This is a genomic window from Jiella pacifica, from assembly GCF_010500815.1.
Classification (GTDB): Bacteria; Pseudomonadota; Alphaproteobacteria; order Rhizobiales; family Rhizobiaceae; genus Jiella; species Jiella pacifica.
On record NZ_JAAAMG010000005.1, the window covers coordinates 194,619 to 213,188 of the forward strand.

Here is an 18,570-nt window from a genome sequence, read left to right on the forward strand (position 1 = left end):
TTCAGCAAAGGACTTAAGCGCACATGCCGGAATTGCCAGAGGTGGAGACCGTGCGACGCGGCCTCGAGCCGGTCATGGCGGGCGCCCGGATCGAGCGGGTCGTCCTTGCCCGCCCGGATCTGCGCTTCCCGCTACCGGAAAACTTCGCCGTGCGCCTCGCCGGCCGCAGGATCGAGGGGCTCGGACGGCGGGCGAAATATCTCCTCGCCGATCTCGAAGGCGGCACCGTTCTCGCCATGCATCTCGGCATGTCCGGCTCGTTCCGCATCGAGAGCCCGGCCGGAGCGAGCACACCCGGCGTTTTCGTCCACCCCCGATCGAGCGAGCGGCTGCACGATCACGTCCGCTTCGAGCTGGAGACCGCCAAGGCGACGGCCGTCACGGTGATCTTCAACGACCCGCGGCGCTTCGGCTATATGAGTCTGATCGAGAGGGTCGACTTCGACGCCCATCCGCATTTTCGCGGGCTCGGCATCGAGCCGACCGGCAACGCCTTGTCCGGCGCGGCGTTGGCGCCGTTCTTTGCGGGCCGTGCCGCGCCGTTGAAGGCGGCACTTCTCGACCAGAAGGTCGTCGCCGGCCTCGGCAACATCTATGTCTGCGAGGCGCTTTGGCGAGCCAAGCTGTCGCCGCGCCGGGCCGCCGGCACCCTTGTGACGGCGAAGGGCGGGCCGACGAAGCGGCTCGACGAACTCGCCCGGCAGATCCGCGAGACGATCTTCGATGCGATCGCCGCCGGCGGTTCCTCGCTGAAGGACTACCGCCAAGCCGACGGCTCGCTCGGCTATTTTCAGCATTCCTTCGCTGTCTATGGCCGCGAGGACGAGCCGTGCCGGCGCGAGACATGTCGCGGCGTCGTCAAGCGGATCGTCCAGTCCGGCCGCTCGACATTCTTCTGCCCGCTCTGCCAGCGCTAGCGCTCGACGGGCGGGGGAACCTGCGCCGTCAAGTCGTATTGCGTTCGCTGCCTCGATCGTCCAAGCATGGCGAAAAGCAAGCGTCGGCGTTGCGTTCGGCGCATGTCGAGACGGTGGAGCGCCATGAGCTACGAGACGATCAAAGTCGAGACCCGCGGCCGTGTCGGCCTCGTCACTTTCAACCGGCCGAAGTCGATGAACGCCTTGAGCGTCCAGATGATGCGCGAGATCGTCCAGGCGCTGCAGACGTTCCAGAGCGATGCCAAGATCGGCGCGGTGGTGCTGACGGGGTCGGAAAAGGCCTTTGCCGCCGGTGCCGATATCAAGGAGATGCAGGGGCTGGACTTTCCCGAGGCCCTGACGACCGATCTCTGGGCCGAGTGGGAGGGGCTGGGCGATTTTCGCAAGCCGACGATCGCGGCGGTCGCCGGCTACGCCCTCGGCGGCGGCTGCGAAGTCGCGCTGATGTGCGACATCGTGATCGCTGCCGACAACGCCAAGTTCGGCCAGCCGGAGATCACCCTCGGCGTCATCCCGGGCATGGGCGGCACCCAGCGCCTCGCCCGTTCGATCGGCAAGGCGAAGACCATGGATCTCTGCCTCACCGGCCGGCTGATGGACGTGCAGGAGGCCGAGCGCTGCGGCCTCGTCGCCCGAATCGTGCCGGCGAGCGACCTCGTCGAGGAGGCGCTGCGCACCGCCGACAAGATCGCCAATTTTTCCCTGCCGGCGGTCATGCTGGCCAAGGAAGCCGTCAACCGCGCCTTCGAGGTCCCCTTGTCCGAAGGACTGCGATTCGAGCGGCGGGTGTTCCACGCGCTGTTCGCCACGGAGGACCAGAGCGAGGGCATGGAGGCTTTCGTGCAGAAGCGCTCGCCGCAGTTCAAGAATCGCTGAAGCGCCCGCCTGCCTGCGCCTCCGCCCTCACCCCCGGGCGCTCGATGACGACGCGATGACGACGTCGAAGGTTGACGCGGCGCCGCCATTTTCTTATAAGGCGCGCCAATTGGCGGTGCCTAGCGGGCGCCGCCCAGTTCTTTTGTGCGCTGCGTAGCCTGCTGAACGCTGGCGCTTCATGGTCCGATCAGGAAAGAGAGACGACAATGGCCAACACTCCTTCGGCCAAGAAGGCGACGCGAAAGATCGCTCGCCGCACGGCCATCAACGGTGCCCGCCGCTCGCGCGTACGGACCTTCCTGCGCAAGGTCGAAGAGGCGATTGCCGCCGGCGACAAGGAGGCCGCAGTCGCCGCGTTCCGCAATGCCGAACCGGAGATGCGCCGCGCCGCATCCAAGGGTGTCTTCCATCGCAACACCGTTTCCCGGAAGATCTCTCGCCTGTCGCATCGCGTGAAGGCGATCGCGGAGGCCTGATTTTTCCTCTGCGATGACTTTGAGAAAGCTCGGCTCGCGGCCGGGCTTTTTTGATTCGAGGCTTGACGCCGACGACGGGCCGAGGATTCGGTCGCGGAAGGCGTCAGATTGTCGCGAGGCATCATGCCGTTGACACGTTGTTCAAAAAGACTCTTATTTATCAATTACTTGCCGAAGGTCGCCAATTCGACCGTCGTTGCCGGCTAACCAATTTCTGCCAAGCCTTTGAGTCAAGTAGCCCGTCGCGAATTCCGCAAAATTTATTCTTTCGAGGGTGCGAGGCGCGCAGCCGCAAGAGCCAAACCGCAGGGGCATAAGGGGTTCCGGCGGGAAGGCTGCGCGGAGGCGATGTCGGAGTCGCAACAAGGGCGCTGCCGTCGACCGGGAATCCCATCGAGTCGGCTTGCCCCGGCCGCTCGGGTTTCGTAAATTCTCGCCATGACAAGAGCGGAGACAGACGTAGTGCGGGGACAAGCGGACTTATCCAGAGCTTCAAGCAGTCCTGTGATGGGTTCGCGGACGTCCTTCGCAACGTCCGCCTTTTAGACTCTCAAATCCTATCATGAAATTTAGTGACGGTTGGTAGTCGGCCCGAAGGGCAGCCGGCTGGATACTGTCGTTGTACTCACTCTGGGGAAGGTGCGATGGCGCAGGGCTATGAAGGCGATGTGAGCGTCCGGCAGTGCTGGTCGGTGCTGGCGGACGATCCGACCGCAATCCTCGTCGACGTGAGGACCGCGGCGGAATGGACCTATGTCGGGATCCCCGACCTCTCGCCGCTCGCCAAGACGGCGGTTCTGGTCGAGTGGCAGTCCTATCCCTCGATGGCGGTCGATCCGGCTTTCGTCGAGCGGGTCGAAGCGGCACTCGGCGAAGGGCCGGGCAAGCGGGATGGTCAGATCTTTCTCCTCTGCCGCTCAGGGGTTCGCTCGGTCGCGGCCGCGCGTGCCCTGACAGCGGCCGGTTTCGAACATTGCATCAACATTCTCGACGGCTTCGAGGGCGCCCCCGACCAGAATGGTCACCGGGGCACCATCGCCGGCTGGAAAGCGGAGGGTCTTCCATGGCTACAGAGATGATTCGCGCCCGCCCGGCGGCAACGGGCCCGGCGAGAACCAAGATCGACGGCGCCATGAACGCGCCGCAAATGAAGAGCGGCAAGCACGGGGCAATGATGACGGATGTTGACTCAGACCGGGCGGAGGTGATCGAGCGCGTCAAGATGCGCCTCAAGGCTCAGCTCGGCCAGGACATCTACATGAGCTGGTTCCAGCGCATGAAACTCGACACTCTCGGCAAGGGTGTCTGCCAGGTCTCCGTGCCGACTGCCTTCCTGCGCTCATGGATTCAGTCGCACTATCAGGAGCTCTTGACCGAGATCTTTGCCGACGAGGTCCCCGGGACGCTGCGCGTCGACGTCGCGGTTCGCTCCGCCGTCCGGGGCGGCGGTGTCACCATCCGTTCGAGCCGAATCGGCGGACGCGCCGAACAGGCCGTTCCCCTGGCAGCCGGCGACGCGCGGCTCGTTCAGAAGCCGGTGGCCGAGGAACAGGAGCTGCTCGAAGCGCCGTTCACCGTATCGGGCTCGCCCGAATTCGGCTCGCCGCTCGATCCCCGCTACGTCTTCGAGAGTTTCGTCGAGGGGGCGTCGAACCGGGTAGCGCTCGCGGCGGCAAGATCCATCGCGGAAAACGGGCCCGGCTCGGTGCGCTTCAACCCGCTTTTCGTCCACGCCGCGGTCGGCCTCGGCAAGACCCACCTCCTCCAGGCGATCGCCAATTCGGCGGTCCGCCGGCCCGACCGGCCGCGGGTGGTCTATCTGACCGCCGAATACTTCATGTGGCGCTTCGCCACCGCCATCCGCGACAACCGCGCCCTCGACCTCAAGGAGACCCTGCGCGGCATCGACATCCTGATCATCGACGACACCCAGTTCCTTCAGGGCAAGTCGATCCAGCAGGAGTTCTGCCACCTCCTCAATGCACTGATCGATTCGGCCAAGCAGGTGATCTGCGCCGCCGACCGGCCGGCGGCCGATCTCGAATCCCTCGATCCGAGGGTCCGCTCGCGGCTCGCCAACGGCATCACGCTGGAGATCGGCGTTCCCGATTACCCGATGAGGAAGGCGATCCTCGAAAGCCGCGCCGCCGCCATGCGGGCCGAGGATCCGACCTTCGCCATGCCGGACCACATGATCGATACGATCGCCAAGCGGGTGATCGGCTCCGGCCGCGATCTCGAAGGCGCCTTCAACCAGATCGCCTTTCGCCACTCGCTCGGCCAGCCGTTGTCGGCCGAGCATCTGGAAGACCTGCTCAACCAGCTGACCCGGGCGAATGTCGAGCGGAAGGTGCGGATCGAGGACATCCTGAAGTTCGTCTCGCGCCACTACAACGTGACGCGCACCGACATTCTCTCCGCGCGGCGCACCAAGACCATCGTCCGCCCGCGCCAGATCGCCATGTATCTCGCCAAGACGATGACGCCGCGCTCCCTGCCGGAGATCGGCCGGCGCTTCGGCGGCCGGGACCACACGACGGTGCTGCATGCCGTCCGCAAGATCGAAGGCGAGCGCTCCAAGGACGAGACGTTCTCCAACGAGCTCGACCTGATCCGGCGGATGATCGAGGAATAGCCGGCCCACCGGCGCCCTCGCCTCCGATGCGGCCGAAGACGGCGGTGCAGCGCGCTTTTGGCGCGCCGCCCCGCCGCTTCGCCCTTTTCAAGCCGCGAGCGAGCCTCTAAGAACGTTGGTCCCGGAAGGCTCTTGGTCGGGTCCCCGGAACCTATGGAACGGCAGACCCCATGCGTATCATCATCGAGCGTTCGAACCTTCTGAAGTCGCTGTCGCACGTCCACCGCGTGGTCGAACGGCGCAACACGATTCCGATCCTGTCCAACGTGCTGGTGCGCACCGAGGGCGACGGCATGCGGCTGAAGGCGACCGATCTCGACATCGAAATCACCGAAACCGTTCCGGCGATGGGCGAGGAGACGGGCGCGACGACGGTGCCGGCCCACCTCCTCTACGACATCGTCCGCAAGCTGTCCGAGGGCTCCGAGGTCAAGCTCGCCACCAATGGCGAGGGGACGCAGATGACGATCTCCTCCGGCCGGTCGAACTTCCGCCTGCAGTGCCTGCCCGAGTCGGACTTTCCCGACATCACCGCCGGCAGCCTCAGCCACAATTTTTCCCTCAAGGCGGCGGACCTCCTGCGGCTGATCGAGCGGACCCAGTTCGCGATCTCCACCGAAGAGACGCGCTACTATCTCAACGGCATCTATCTCCACACCGTCGAGGTCGACGGCGACCTCTCGCTGCGAGCCGTTGCGACCGACGGCCACCGGCTCGCCCGGGCCGAGGTCAATGCGCCGTCGGGCTCGGAGGGCATGCCGGGCATCATCGTGCCGCGCAAGACCGTCGGCGAGGTGCAGAAGCTCCTCGGCGAATGCGGCGAAGACGACATGGTGGCGGTCGAACTCTCCGATTCGAAGATCCGCTTTTCCATCGGCGCCGTGGTGATGACCTCCAAGCTGATCGACGGGACCTTCCCGGACTATCAGCGGGTCATCCCGCAGAACAACGACAAGGCGCTCACCCTCGACCGGCAGACCTTCTCGGCCGCCGTCGACCGCGTCTCGACCATTTCGTCGGAACGCGGTCGGGCGGTGAAGCTGTCGCTGTCGCCCGACCAGCTGATGCTGACGGTGAACTCGCCGGACAGCGGCACGGCGACCGAAGAACTCGCCGTCGAATACGGCTCAGACGACATCGAGATCGGCTTCAACGCCCGCTATCTCCTCGACATCACCAGCCAGCTGTCCGGCGAAAGCGCCGTCTTCATGCTGGCCGATCCCGGCTCGCCGACCCTGATCCGGGACGGCGGCGACGAGACGACGCTCTACGTCCTGATGCCGATGCGGGTGTGAGGCAAGCGGCGAGGCCGGCTTTGAGCGATACCGCGCCGTCTTCTGTGCCACTGCCCTCGACGCGGGTGGAGCGGCTGCGGCTCGGCGACTTCCGCAACTATCCCACCCTCGATCTGTCCTTCGACAGCGGCTTCGTCGTCTTCTTCGGCGACAACGGCGCCGGCAAGACCAATCTGCTCGAAGCCCTGTCGCTGCTCTCGCCGGGCCGGGGCATTCGCCGCGCCACCTATGGCGAAATGGCGCGCAAGGGCGGCAGCGGCGGGTTCTTCGCCAGAGCCGCGGTGGTCTCGAACGACGGCGAGGTCCTTGTCGAATCGCGGCTGCATCCGACGGCGGACGGGCCCGCGAGCCGTGCCCTCAGGATCGACGAAACCGCGGCGAAGACCGCCGACGAGCTTCTGGATATCTGCCGCGTCCTCTGGCTGACGCCCGCGATGGATGGCCTGTTCACCGGGCCTGGCGCCGACCGCCGGCGGTTTCTCGACCGGATGGTTCTCGCCATCGATCCGGCCCATGGCCGCCGCGCCAGCGACTACGAGCGGGCGATGCGCTCGCGCAATCGCCTCCTCTCCGAAGACCGCATGGACGACGCTTGGCTCTCCGGCCTCGAGGCGCAGATGGCCGAACTCGGCGTCGCCATGGCGATCGCCCGCACCGAACTCGCCGACATGCTGGCGACGAAGATCGCCGCGGCGGCGGATGCAAGCCCGTTTCCGGCCGCGCGGCTGTCGCTCCAGTCCGGCTTCGAGGACGTGGATCTGGCCGGTCCCGCCGTCGACGCCGAAGAGGCGGTACGCCTCGGTCTCAAGCGCTCACGCTCCCTGGACAGGGCCGCCGGCCGGACGCGTGAAGGGCCGCACCGTGCGGATCTCTCGGTGTTTTTCGCCGCCAAGGACATGCCTGCCGCCCTCGCCTCGACCGGCGAACAGAAGGCCCTCCTGATCGGTCTCGTCCTCGCTCACGCCCAACTCGTCGCGCAGGTTTCGGGCTTCCGGCCGATTCTCCTCCTCGACGAGGTGGCCGCCCATCTCGATCCCGGGAGGCGCCAGGCGCTGTTCGATCTCGTTTCGACGCTCGGGGTCCAGGCCTTCATGACCGGGACGGACGAGGCGCTGTTCGAGGCGCTCGAGGGGCGGGCGAACATGATCCCGATCGGCCGGGCGAGTGGAGAATGAGACGATGAGGCAGACCAAGGCCCCCACCGCGGGGCAGGCGCTCGGACGGGACGAGATCGAGCGCTACGCGCGCCACATCGTACTGCCGGAAGTCGGCGGCGCCGGTCAGCAGAGGCTCAAGACTGCCCGGGTGCTCGTCGTCGGTGCCGGCGGCCTCGGCTCGCCGGTGGCGCTCTATCTCGCGGCGGCCGGCGTCGGGCGGATCGGCATGGCCGACGACGACACGGTGTCGCTCTCCAACCTGCAGCGGCAGGTGATCCACGCCACCTCCGACATCGGCCGGCCGAAGCTCGACAGTGCCGGCGAGCGCGTCGCCGGCCTCAATCCGCATGTCGCCTTTGCGCCCCATGCGGTGCGGCTCGACGCGCAGAACGGACCCGAGATCGTCGCGGGCTACGATCTCGTCGTCGACGGTTCGGACAACTTTTCCACCCGCTATCTGATGGCCGATCTCTGCGAAGCGGCAAGGATCCCGCTGGTGACGGCGGCGGTGCAGCGCTTTTCCGGCTCGCTCACCGTGTTGGCGCCGCATCTGACAGACGCGGACGGACGGCAGAACCCGCGCTACCGCGATCTCTTCCCCGAGACCCCTCCCCCCGGCGTCGTGCCGTCCTGCGCCGAGGCCGGAATCCTCGGCACCACCACCGGCGTCCTCGGCACGCTCGCGGCCAACGAGGCGATCAAGCTGATCTGCGGCATCGGCGAGCCGCTGATCGGCAAGCTGTTGATGGTCGACCTTCTCGGCCCGCGCTTCGAGACCATCCGCTACAAGCGACCCAAGACCGCCTGACACGAAAGGTGCCTCAAAGCCGCAACGGGCATGACGGCTATTCGGCCGCGACGGCATCCACAGTCGGCGAAGGCGCCGCCGGCGCGTCGATGGCGGTTTCAGGAATGGCCAGCGACAGGACGATCGCCGACAGGCCGGCGAGGGTGATCGGCGTCGCAAAGACCTGGCGGATGAAGTCCGGCAGCTGCTGGGTGGCGTCGGGCACGAGCGTGACGCCGAGGCCGAGGCCGAAGGACACGGCCATGATATAGGCCTTGCGCCGGTCGATATCCTCGCTGGCCAGGATGCGGATGCCGGCGACGGCAATGGTGCCGAAGAGAACCAGCGTCGCGCCGCCGATCACCGGCTTGGGGATCATCAGGAAGACGCTGCTGATGATCGGCAGGAAGCCCATCACCACCAGGATGCCGGCGATGTAGAGGCCGACATGGCGGCTGGCGACGCCGGTCATCTGGATGACGCCGTTGTTCTGGGAGAAGGTCGTGTTGGGGAAGGTGTTGAACAGCGCGGCAAGGCCCGAATTAACGCCGTCGGCAAGAACGCCGCCCTTGATGCGCGACAGGTAGAGATCGCCCCTCACCGGTTCGCCGGCGATCACCGAATTGGCGGTGAGGTCTCCCGTCGTCTCGATGGCGGTGATGAGATAGATGAAGGCGATCGGCAGGAACAGCGCGAGGTCGAAGTCGAGGCCGTAGCGCAGCGGCATCGGCAGCGCGAACAGCGGTCCGGTGCCGAAGGACGAGACGTCGACCCTGCCGAGGACGAGGGCGACGAGAAACCCCGCCACCAGCCCCAGCATGATCGCCGAGATGCGGATCATCGGTTGGAATGGAAGCTGAGGACGAGGATCACCGCCACGACGAGAAAGCCGAGGGCGAGATTGACCGGATCGCCGAGATTCTCGCCCGCCGTCGCGCCGCCGGCAAAATCGGTGAAGCCGACCTTGACCAGCGACAGGCCGATCACGGTGATGACGACGCCGGTGACGGTCGGCGTGATGATCCGGCCGAGCTTGCCGATGAACTGGGAGAGCGCGATCTCGACGAGGCAGCCGACGAGGCAGAGGCCGAAGATCATCGCCAGGATGTCTTCGGGCGTGCCACCCCGTCCCTTGACGGCGAAGCCCGCCGCGAGGACCGCGCCGAGAAAGGCGAAGCTCGTGCCCTGCAGGCTGAGGAGGCCGGAGCCGACCGGGCCGATCCGCCGGCACTGGATGAAGGTGGCAACGCCCGAGACGAACAGCGACATGGCGATGAGATAGGGAACCTCGGCGCCCAGCCCCAGCACCCCGCCGATGATCAAGGTCGGCGTGACGATGCCGACGATCGCCGCGAGGATGTGCTGGACCGCAGCCAGCGTCGCCGGCCCCGGCGGCGGCACGTCGTCGAGCTTGTAAATCAGTGTGCCAAGCGGCGCTGCCGTCTTTTCGCGCATCGATGCCTCCACTTGCGTCAGCCGGGCGGACGGGCAGCCCTTCATGGGCGTCCTTGCCGTCCAGCGACAAGCCAAGCAGGAAGCGTACCAGTTCACCAAGGATCGCAAGACTGCCGAATTCGCCTCGCTGCTCAAAGCATCAGAGCTTCGCCACCCTCATTCAGCGCCGATGCCGCCTCGCATGAGATCGAAACAGAAACGCCCCCGGTGTTTGCCGGGGGCGAGGCAGTTCGCATATCGTGTGCTTGCGACGACGCGGGCGCCGAACGGCAAGCGCAGGCTGTCGTGCGGCCTCAGGCCGCGGCGGCCTCGATCTGCTTCTCGTTGGCGTTGCCGGCGGTCGAGACGATCTCGATCTTGCGCGGCTTCATCGCCTCCGGAATGATCCGGACGAGATCGACGTGAAGGAGGCCGTTTTTCAAGCTGGCGCCCCGGACCTCGACATGCTCGGCGAGCTGGAAGCGCCGCTCGAAGGCGCGGCCGGCGATGCCGCGATAGAGGGTCTCGCTCGCGCCGTCTTCCTTCTCGGCCTTCTCGCCCTTCACGGTCAGCGTGTTCTCACGCGACTCGATCGAAAGCTCGGTCTCGTCGAAGCCCGCGACCGCCATGGTGATGCGGTAGGCGTTCTCGCCGGTGCGTTCGATGTTGTAGGGCGGATAGGTCTGGCCGTTGTCGGGCTGGGACAGCCCGTCGAGCATCGAGACGAGGCGGTCGAAGCCGACGGTGGAACGATAGAGGGGGGCAAAATCAACGTGACGCATGATGTTCTCCATAGGAAGCAACAAGTTTCGTCCATGACCGATCGAGCAACCCGTCTGGCGTTGCTTCGGTCCTGCGGCCCTTTCCAGCGGCCGCACCGAAGAATTGGTCGCGCCTGCTGGGCGGTTCAAGAGAGAATTCGAAGCCGGCAAAATTTTTTGGCGACGTCGCAGCTCGCTCTGCGCCCGTGCCGGAACGGCCGGGCAACCGGGGCTGCACCCTGAACGGTAGATGAACGGCGGCTTCCGGCCCCGTTCAGGGGGCTGGTGCGATGTTCCACGGCATGGAGCAGCCGGTCGTCAACCAACACCACGATCTGCCGCTCCGCCGCCAACCGTCTTTCACAATCGGCGGTGAGAAACGGTCGCAGTGTCCCGTCCCTTCCACTGTGGCCGCTCGACCGGGAGTCTTGAAGACGGGGCTCCCGGTCTCTTTTTTTTGCTGAAGACGCGTTTTTGGTGACGTCTCGCCGCCGTCCCTCGGCGTCTGCCGCTACCGCATTCACAAATCTCATCATCTGCGGTGCGGCCCGCGACTCGCGCGGCACAACGACGTCGCAGAATGGGTCAAAGCATCAGGCCGCTTCGCCGCTGAGGAATGGATCCAGGCTCGATGGCCGGGATGACGAAGCTTCTCGCTTTGCGGCCGTTCTTCCACGCCGACCTTGCTTGGCATGGGCGACTGCTGACGAAGCCGGACAAGACGTCTGAAGCGTAGGCGTCCGCCGTCCAGTCAAGCCTCGCGGCCCTCGCCTGCTCGTCTCGCCGGCAGGTCCAGATCGCGGATGCGGGCAGATCGGCCTCGCTGGGCCGGTCCTTCCTTCGACCTCAGGTGTCCCAGGCCTTCAGGCAGCGCGCGCAGCCGGCACGAGGGCTCTCGAGCCCGTCCCGGTCGTCGCAGCAGCCCGATCCTCCTCCAGCATGCGGATGCGCTCGTCCTTCTTGCCGGTTTCGCGCTGCAGCCGCTCGATCTCGTGCTTGCGCTTGTAGGAGGCCCGGCGGTGGTGGTTCTGGCTCAGAAACGTCCCGATGCCGCCGAGAACGAGACCGAAGATGACTGCGCCCATCATGAGGATGGACAGGGACACGTCGAAGCTGAGCTGCGGAATGCTGCCGAACGGATCGAGGCTGACCGTGACGTCGCCTCGATTGACCACCATGAACACCACGAGCACGATGGTGATCGGCAGGAGAACGATGGCGGCGGTGATTTTGGCGATCATGTCTCTTCGTCCAGGCTGGTCAGGGCGCGCGGCGACGCAGGAGGCATAAGATGGCAGAAGGGCGGGCCGCGTCAACGCGCCGGGCGCATTCTCGTCGCCGTCCGAGCCGGCAAATGCGCCATCGACGTCACTTGCGGTTCAGCCTTTCGCGCAATTCCTTGCCGGCCTTGAAGAACGGCACCCACTTCTCCTCGACGGAGACGGCTTCGCCGGTGCGCGGGTTGCGGCCCGAGCGCGGCGGCCGGTTCTTCACCGAGAAGGCGCCGAAGCCGCGCAGTTCGACGCGGTTCGAGTCGGACAGAGCCTCGGTGATCTCGTCGAAAATGGCGTTGACGATCGTCTCGACGTCCCGCTGATAAAGATGCGGATTGCGGTTGGCGATGGCCTGGACGAGCTCGGACTTGATCATTCGCGATATCCCTCATGCAAAACGCCGCAGCGGGCAGACGATGTCCTTGTCCCCCACCGCTGCGGTACGTCGGCAAAACTTATAAAGAATTCCGAGGCTTCACTGAACATTTGCGCGGCTACTCAAAGGCTGCCAGAGCGATACGAGCCCGTCAAGCTGTCCCGCCTTCATCATCAGCGCCGAGGGGAGATTTCCGGCCCGCAAGTCGAGGCCGACGATCTCATAGGCGAGCGAGCGAGCGGAGCCGAGCAGGGAAAAGGAGGAATCATCCTCCGGCTTGCGATCGACGAACTTCAGTCCGGCCGGGATCTTCTTGTCCGTCTCCAGCCAGCGACGCACCGCCTCCTCGCCGCCGATCTCGTCGACGAGCTTGAGACCAAGGCCCTGCTGGCCGGTGAAGATCGATCCGTCGGCCAGCCGCCGCGCCTCTCCGGGCGCGATGCCGCGCCGCTCGGCGACCAGCCCGACGAACCAGTCGTAGGTGTCCATCACCAGGCGGCGGATCATGTCCTCGGCGCCCGGCGGCGGCGGTCCGAAGGGCGATGGCTCGGCCTTCAGCGGCGCGGATTTGATGGCGTTGACCTCGACGCCCACCGTAGCGAGGAGCTTCTCGGCGTTCACATACTGGAAGATCACCCCGATCGACCCGACGATGGAGGTGCGCCGGGCGACGATGTGATCCGTACCGGCAGCGATCATGTAGCCCGCCGAGGCGGCCAGCGTCCCGACCTGCGCGGCGACGGGCTTCTTCTGCGCCACCGCTCGCACCGCCTGATAGATCGATTCTCCGCCCGCCGTCGTGCCGCCCGGTGAATCGATGCGCATGACGACCGCCTTGACGTTGTCGTCGTCCTTCAATTCGTCGAGGAGCTCCAGGAGCTTGCGATCCTCGAGGATCATCCCCTCGATCGAGACCCGGGCGATCTGATCGGACGACCGACCGTCGAAGGCGCTCGGAATCCCGACGAGAAAGGGCACGGCGATCAGGGCCACGACGGCGATCGCCACGGCCGTGATGCGCCAGAAGCTCAGTCTGCGCCGAAGTCGGCGACGATCGATCAACTCGCCGGCCACATTGACCATTCCGCTCTCCGTTCCATTACCTCGTCTCACCAGACAGTTGGCTAGCGAAAAGCACGGCACCTGTGAAGTTCGAATGTGAGATCGGGGCGGGCGGCGACGCGGATCGGGACGGAGGAAACCTGCAATGGCCTTCGCCAGGACACGGAAGGCCGATAGTCGCCACGTCGATATGTCGCTTCCGTGCTATTGACTGTCGCAAAACACGTTGATTGATGCTAAAGAGCGCCGCCTTGAGGTTCAGAACAGCTCGCAAGACGGCTCGAACTCGGATCGAGGAGCCGATTCCGATGAGAGGTTTCCTTGACATTACAGATGGTTGATCTCGACCCGCCACGCCGGGGCGACGCGGGCCGAGCGGAATTCTCGGCGACCAGACAGGCCGAGTTCTCGCGCGCCGTACGGCATTCCCGTCTCGTACGGATGCTGAAGATCGGCCTGCCCGTCGTGGCCGCGGTGATCCTTCTCGGCGGTCTGGTGCTCATTTGGCTGGCCCGCAGCGTGACCGACGACGTTTCGGTGACGAGCACCGCAATCGACGACGGCAGCGTGGTCATGCAGGACCCGCGCATGTCCGGCGTCGACAGCAAGAACAGGCCCTACCAGCTCATCGCGAGCCGCGCGGTGCAGTCGCTCGACGGCGGCGGCATCACCCTCGACGCCATTCAGGCCACGGTCCCGATCGACGACGATGTCACGGCTGACATCCGCTCCGAGTCCGGCTACTACGACGCCACGGTCGGAACGCTGCAGCTGAGCCAGGGCATCTCCGTCAAGACGACCAGCGGAATCTCGGTTCGACTCGCCGGCGCCGACATCGATCTGTCGTCGGGAACGATGGACGGAAGAGGCCCGGTGCTGATCAAGTCGGGGACGCAGACGATCGAGGCGCAGAGTTTGAAGGTTTCCGACGGCGGTCAGTTCCTGTCCTTCGGCGGCCGCGTGAAAATGCTGATCAACCCGGCCTCGCTGAAGAGCGAGGCTTCCGCTTTCCAGCCGAAAGAGTGACAGAGCATGAGCTCTCAGAATTTCTCCGCAAAGGCCCTCTCCGCAAAGGCCATTGCCGTCGCCGTCGTGATGGCGCTGAGCGGCCCCGTGGCGGCCCAGAGCGAGGGCGGCGCGAGGCAGACCTTCACCGGCCTGCAGCTTCGCGGCGACCAGCCCATCGCGATCGAGTCCAACCAGCTCGACATCGACGACCGGAACACCGTCGCGACCTTCTCGGGCAACGTCTCGGTGAAGCAGGGCGAGGTGCAGCTGAGCGCCGGCAAGCTGATCGTCTATTACAAGAGAAACGGCAACGCGGCGAATAAGGCGAGCGGCGACGCCGCCGCCCAGTCTGAGCCGGGCTCGCTTCCGGGCGGCTCCAGCCAGATCGACCGGCTGGAGGCGACCAACAACGTCTATGTGAAGTCCTCCAGCCAGGTCGCCACGGCCAACCAGGCGTCATTCGACATGGCGCAGAATCTCGTCACCCTGACCGGCAACGTCGTCCTCACTCAAGGCGAAAACGTCGCCGAGGGATGCCGTCTGACGATCCGCATGGACACCGGCGTCGCCAAGCTGGAAAGCACGCAATGTGGCAACACGGCAGGAGGCGGCCGCGTTCGTCTGATGCTGACGCCGGGCCAGAGTGGCTCCGGTCAGGCGCGCTAGAGAGGGCGAAGGCTTGAACGTTCGTTCGCAGCCCGAGGGCGAGGCCTCCAGCGCCGGTCGGTTCGATGGGACGCTGGTCGCAGCAGGCCTGACAAAGACCTATCGCGGCCGCCGGGTGGTGGACGACGTCGGGCTGGTGGTGCGCCGCGGCGAAGCCGTCGGCCTGCTCGGGCCGAACGGCGCCGGCAAGACCACCTGCTTCTACATGATCACCGGGCTCATACCGGTCGACACCGGACGGATCGGGCTCGACGGCCACGACATCACCAAGGTGCCGATGTACAGGCGCGCCCGTCTCGGCATCGGCTATCTGCCGCAGGAAGCTTCGATCTTCCGCGGCCTCTCGGTCGAGGACAACATCCGGGCGGTGCTTGAGGTGGCGCAGCCCAACAAGAAGCTGCGGGAGGCCGAACTCGACGAGCTGCTCGAGGAGTTCCACATCTCGCACCTGCGCAAGCAGGCCTCGACGTCGCTATCCGGCGGCGAGAGACGGCGATGCGAAATCGCCCGGGCGCTCGCTTCCAAGCCGACCTTCATGCTGCTCGACGAGCCCTTCGCAGGTGTCGATCCGATTGCCGTCGCCGACATCCAGGGCCTCGTGCGTCACCTGACGGCGCGCGGCATCGGCGTGCTCATCACCGATCACAACGTCCGGGAGACGCTCGGCCTGATCGACCGCGCCTACATCATGCACGCCGGCTCCGTCCTGACGCACGGCACCCCCCAGGCGATCGTCGACAATCGCGACGTGCGCAGGCTTTATCTCGGTGAGCAATTCAGCTTCTGAGTTCCCCAGCGCCACTCACCGGGACGGACGGCGACATCGTCGATTGACAAGCCATGACCTCAACCGCTTTGATGGCGGCGCTGAGGCTTGGGAGAGGTCGTTGCGCCTTTTCCTGGAACCTTCGCACGTCGCCGCGTGACAATGGCACGACGCCGCGTCACGCCCGGTTCACAGCGAGTTCGATCGGCGTAAATGGCACTTTCCGCAAAGCTGCAGATCCGACAGTCGCAGTCGCTGGTGATGACGCCCCAGCTGCTCCAGTCGATCCGTCTCTTGCAATACAGCACCACCGAACTGCAGGCTTTCGTCGACACCCAGATGGAGTGCAACCCACTGCTCGTCCAGGGCGCCGGCCCGGAAGGCGAGCCTTCGCGAAGCGTTGCCGCGCCGGCTGCCGGGCCAGAGGCCGGCACGGCCGCGCCGAGCCTCGCCTCGACCAAGAGCGATCCGGCGAACCGCCCGGCCTCCGCGCCACGGTCGGGCTCCGAGCGAGGGCGATCGGGCGACGGCGACTTCAGCATCGAGGATCTCGCCGACCGCCGCATCTCGCTGCACCAGCACGCGTCGAAGGAAGTCGCCGACATTCTCGTCGACCGGGCGTCGCAGCGGATCGGAGCCGTCCTGGTCGAGCATCTCGACGAAAGCGGCTACCTGCGGATCACCGAGCAGGACGTTGCGGCGAGCCTCGGCGAGTGCCCGAAAGCCGTCGCGGCCGCGATCGCCAAGCTGCAGGGCGAGGTCTCGCCGGCCGGCCTCTTTGCCCGCGACCTTTCGGAATGCCTCGCCATCCAGCTGAGACGGAAGAACCGCTACGACCCCGTCATCGCGGTGGTGCTGCAGAATCTCGACCTGCTCGCCCGGCGGGATTTTTCCACCCTGCGCCGCCTCACCGGCGAGGACGAAGCGGAGCTGATGGACATCCTGGCGGAGGTCAGGGCCCTCGATCCGAAACCCGGCCATGCCTTCGACCACGACGGAACCGAGGCGATCGTGCCGGACGTCTTCGTCACGGAAGCGATCGACGGCGGCTGGCTGGTGGAGCTCAATTCCGACGCTTTGCCGCGCGTGATCGTCGACAACAGCTACCTCGCCGCCGTCCGCGGCGGCGCGCTGAAGGGCGAGGACGCGAGCTTTCTGTCGGAATGCCAGCAATCGGCCAACTGGCTCGTGCGGGCACTCGATCAGCGCGCCAAGACCATCCTGAAGGTCGCGACGGAGATCGTCCGCCGGCAGGACGGATTCCTCACCCACGGGGTCGGCGGTCTCAAGCCGATGACGCTGATGTCCGTCGCCGAAGCCATCGGCATGCATGAATCGACCGTCAGCCGCGTCACCGCGCAGAAATACATCGCGACGCCCCGCGGTACCTTCGAGATGCGATTCTTCTTCACCGTGGCGATCGCCTCGGCCAATGGCGGCGACGCTCATTCGGCTCAGAGCGTCAAGCACCGCATCAAGATGCTGGTCGATTCCGAGAGCGTCCACAAGGTCATGTCCGACGACGACATCGCCGCCATCCTGAAGAAGGAAGGGATCGATCTGGCCCGGCGGACGGTGGCGAAATACCGCGAAGCGCTCGGCATTGCCTCCTCGATCCAGCGTCGGCGGGAGATGAACGCCCGCCGGCTCGCCTCCTGAGCCCGGCCTCGCCGTCCCCTTCCTCGAAATCCATCCGGGCTTCGGCTTCCATTGTGACGGTCCGAGCCATATCTAGCTGGTTCGGGAGCCGGCCGCGTTGACAGGTCCGAGCGACGTTTCTAGAAGGCCGCACTTCCGGGTGCGGCTTTGCTCGGTGCCGGGCAGGCGCTTCGGCGCGTCGGCGCCGCCCTCGGAAGCGCCGCGTCCCGGTCGACCGAAGCGTCGACGGGGCGACGGCGAAGGATAGGAGAGATGGAATGGCCTTGCGCGTATCGGGAAAGCACATGGATGTCGGCGAAGCCTTTCGCCAGCGCATCGAAGAGCGCCTCGGCGAAGCGGTCGACAAATATTTCGACGGCAATTTCTCCGGTACCGTCGTCGTCTCGAAGGAAGGCAGCAGCCGCTTTGCCACGGACTGCACGGTCCATCTCGATACCGGCGTCGTGTTCCAGGCAGCTGGCGAGGCCCACGATCCCGAAGCAAGCTTTGCCGGCGCCGCCGAGCGGATCGAGAAGCGGCTGCGCCGCTACAAGCGGCGGCTGAAGGACCATCAGAACAACAGCCACCGCGAGATGGCCTATCAGGTCATGGCGGCGATCCCCGAGGAAGCGGAAGAAGTTCCGGCCGACTACGCCCCCGCCATCATCGCCGAGACCACCCTCAAGGTCGGCACCCACTCGGTTGCCGGTGCGGTGATGGAACTCGATCGGCAGGACAGCCCTTTCGTGTTGTTCCGGAACGCCAATTCGGGCGACCTCAACATCGTCTTCCGCCGCGCTGACGGCAATTATGGCTGGGTCGATCCGTCGAACTACTCGCGGGAATCGTAACGGCGCGATAAGCTCCGCCCTCTAGGGTGACGTGCCTGAAGCGAGAAGGCTGGTCTTCGATGGATGTCAATACGCTGATTGACCCCGGCGCGATCATGCCCGATCTGCGGGCCAACTCGAAAAAGCAGGTCTTGCAGGAGTTGGCCGGCAAGGCCGCCGAGATCACCGGCATTTCCGAGCGCGAGATTTTCGAGACCATCTTGGGTCGCGAAAAGCTCGGCTCGACCGGCGTCGGCAACGGCATCGCCATTCCGCATGGCAAGCTCGGCGAGCTCGACCGCATCGTCGGCCTGTTTGCCCGCCTCTCGCGGCCCGTCGATTTCGACGCTCTTGACGACCAGCCGGTCGACATCGTGTTCCTGCTTCTCGCCCCTCAGGGCTCGGGCGCAGATCACCTCAAGGCCCTGTCGAAGGTCGCCCGACTGCTGCGCAACCGCGACATCGTCGACGAGATCCGCGCGACGCGCGACGGCAGCGCCATCTACGCGCTGATGACCAGCGCCATGGCCCAGAACGCCGCGTAAGCCGGCGCCCCTCGCGCCGCGCGGTCGACGCGAGAGAATGGCGGCG

20 protein-coding genes are annotated in these 18,570 nt (G+C 65.8%); 14 read left to right on the top strand and 6 right to left on the bottom strand.

Features of this window, described 5'->3' with window-relative positions:
* Positions 1 to 23: 23 nt before the first annotated feature.
* The 8 genes from mutM to GTK09_RS08535 all read left to right on the top strand — a co-directional run bounded on the left by mutM (position 24) and on the right by GTK09_RS08535 (position 8,185).
* The gene (gene mutM, locus GTK09_RS08500) at positions 24 to 917 is read left to right on the top strand and encodes a bifunctional DNA-formamidopyrimidine glycosylase/DNA-(apurinic or apyrimidinic site) lyase (protein WP_163462698.1); all 894 of its coding nucleotides are present in this window, start codon (positions 24 to 26) and stop codon (positions 915 to 917) included.
* A 123-nt stretch (positions 918 to 1,040) separates the two neighbouring features.
* A complete protein-coding gene (locus tag GTK09_RS08505) occupies positions 1,041 to 1,814 on the top strand; it encodes an enoyl-CoA hydratase (protein WP_163462699.1) in 774 nt (257 codons plus the stop codon).
* Between the two features lie 206 nt (positions 1,815 to 2,020).
* Complete coding sequence (gene rpsT / locus GTK09_RS08510; protein ID WP_163462803.1) at positions 2,021 to 2,290, top strand: 30S ribosomal protein S20; 270 nt, start codon at positions 2,021 to 2,023, stop codon at positions 2,288 to 2,290.
* Between the two features lie 644 nt (positions 2,291 to 2,934).
* Entirely contained in the window at positions 2,935 to 3,369 is a 435-nt protein-coding gene (locus GTK09_RS08515) for a rhodanese-like domain-containing protein (RefSeq protein WP_163462700.1), read from the top strand.
* Complete coding sequence (gene dnaA / locus GTK09_RS08520; protein ID WP_203560933.1) at positions 3,354 to 4,925, top strand: chromosomal replication initiator protein DnaA; 1,572 nt, start codon at positions 3,354 to 3,356, stop codon at positions 4,923 to 4,925. Before GTK09_RS08515 ends, dnaA begins: the two co-directional genes overlap by 16 nt.
* 170 nt (positions 4,926 to 5,095) lie before the next feature.
* A complete protein-coding gene (dnaN, locus tag GTK09_RS08525; RefSeq protein ID WP_163462701.1) occupies positions 5,096 to 6,220 on the top strand; it encodes a DNA polymerase III subunit beta in 1,125 nt (374 codons plus the stop codon).
* Positions 6,221 to 6,240: 20 nt separating this feature from the next.
* Entirely contained in the window at positions 6,241 to 7,395 is a 1,155-nt protein-coding gene (gene recF / locus GTK09_RS08530; RefSeq protein WP_246217780.1) for a DNA replication/repair protein RecF, read from the top strand.
* Between the two features lie 4 nt (positions 7,396 to 7,399).
* On the top strand, positions 7,400 to 8,185 hold the full coding sequence (locus tag GTK09_RS08535) for a HesA/MoeB/ThiF family protein (protein ID WP_163462702.1): 786 nt from the start codon (positions 7,400 to 7,402) through the stop codon (positions 8,183 to 8,185).
* Positions 8,186 to 8,222: 37 nt separating this feature from the next.
* Here the strand turns inward: GTK09_RS08535 and GTK09_RS27770 are convergent, their stop codons facing one another.
* The 6 genes from GTK09_RS27770 to sppA form a co-directional block, all read right to left on the bottom strand.
* The gene (locus tag GTK09_RS27770) at positions 8,223 to 9,005 is read right to left on the bottom strand and encodes a uracil-xanthine permease family protein (protein WP_281353347.1); all 783 of its coding nucleotides are present in this window, start codon (positions 9,003 to 9,005) and stop codon (positions 8,223 to 8,225) included.
* A complete protein-coding gene (locus GTK09_RS27775) occupies positions 9,002 to 9,619 on the bottom strand; it encodes a solute carrier family 23 protein (protein ID WP_281353348.1) in 618 nt (205 codons plus the stop codon). The genes GTK09_RS27770 and GTK09_RS27775 overlap by 4 nt, the downstream gene beginning before the upstream one ends.
* A gap of 293 nt (positions 9,620 to 9,912) precedes the next feature.
* Complete coding sequence (locus GTK09_RS08545) at positions 9,913 to 10,380, bottom strand: Hsp20 family protein (protein ID WP_163462704.1); 468 nt, start codon at positions 10,378 to 10,380, stop codon at positions 9,913 to 9,915.
* Positions 10,381 to 11,222: 842 nt separating this feature from the next.
* The gene (locus GTK09_RS08550) at positions 11,223 to 11,600 is read right to left on the bottom strand and encodes a lipopolysaccharide assembly protein LapA domain-containing protein (RefSeq protein WP_163462706.1); all 378 of its coding nucleotides are present in this window, start codon (positions 11,598 to 11,600) and stop codon (positions 11,223 to 11,225) included.
* Between the two features lie 127 nt (positions 11,601 to 11,727).
* Positions 11,728 to 12,009: an integration host factor subunit beta gene (locus GTK09_RS08555; protein ID WP_163462708.1), complete on the bottom strand. Its 282-nt coding sequence runs from the start codon at positions 12,007 to 12,009 to the stop codon at positions 11,728 to 11,730.
* A 99-nt stretch (positions 12,010 to 12,108) separates the two neighbouring features.
* A complete protein-coding gene (gene sppA, locus GTK09_RS08560; protein ID WP_163462710.1) occupies positions 12,109 to 13,092 on the bottom strand; it encodes a signal peptide peptidase SppA in 984 nt (327 codons plus the stop codon).
* A 312-nt stretch (positions 13,093 to 13,404) separates the two neighbouring features.
* Between sppA and lptC the strand changes: the two genes are divergently transcribed.
* The 6 genes from lptC (at position 13,405) to ptsN (ending at position 18,524) form a co-directional block, all read left to right on the top strand.
* The gene (gene lptC / locus GTK09_RS08565) at positions 13,405 to 14,097 is read left to right on the top strand and encodes an LPS export ABC transporter periplasmic protein LptC (RefSeq protein ID WP_163462712.1); all 693 of its coding nucleotides are present in this window, start codon (positions 13,405 to 13,407) and stop codon (positions 14,095 to 14,097) included.
* 6 nt (positions 14,098 to 14,103) lie between these two features.
* A complete protein-coding gene (locus GTK09_RS08570; protein ID WP_163462714.1) occupies positions 14,104 to 14,745 on the top strand; it encodes an LptA/OstA family protein in 642 nt (213 codons plus the stop codon).
* A 13-nt stretch (positions 14,746 to 14,758) separates the two neighbouring features.
* Positions 14,759 to 15,532, top strand: a complete 774-nt coding sequence (gene lptB / locus GTK09_RS08575) for an LPS export ABC transporter ATP-binding protein (RefSeq protein ID WP_203560934.1) — start codon at positions 14,759 to 14,761, stop codon at positions 15,530 to 15,532.
* Between the two features lie 192 nt (positions 15,533 to 15,724).
* Positions 15,725 to 17,170, top strand: a complete 1,446-nt coding sequence (gene rpoN, locus GTK09_RS08580) for an RNA polymerase factor sigma-54 (protein ID WP_163462718.1) — start codon at positions 15,725 to 15,727, stop codon at positions 17,168 to 17,170.
* Between the two features lie 257 nt (positions 17,171 to 17,427).
* Positions 17,428 to 18,000 carry a ribosome hibernation-promoting factor, HPF/YfiA family gene (gene hpf / locus GTK09_RS08585; RefSeq protein ID WP_163462721.1) on the top strand — a complete coding sequence of 191 codons (573 nt, stop codon included), beginning with the start codon at positions 17,428 to 17,430 and terminating at the stop codon, positions 17,998 to 18,000.
* Positions 18,001 to 18,059: 59 nt separating this feature from the next.
* Positions 18,060 to 18,524: a PTS IIA-like nitrogen regulatory protein PtsN gene (gene ptsN / locus GTK09_RS08590; protein WP_163462722.1), complete on the top strand. Its 465-nt coding sequence runs from the start codon at positions 18,060 to 18,062 to the stop codon at positions 18,522 to 18,524.
* Positions 18,525 to 18,570: the final 46 nt, after the last annotated feature.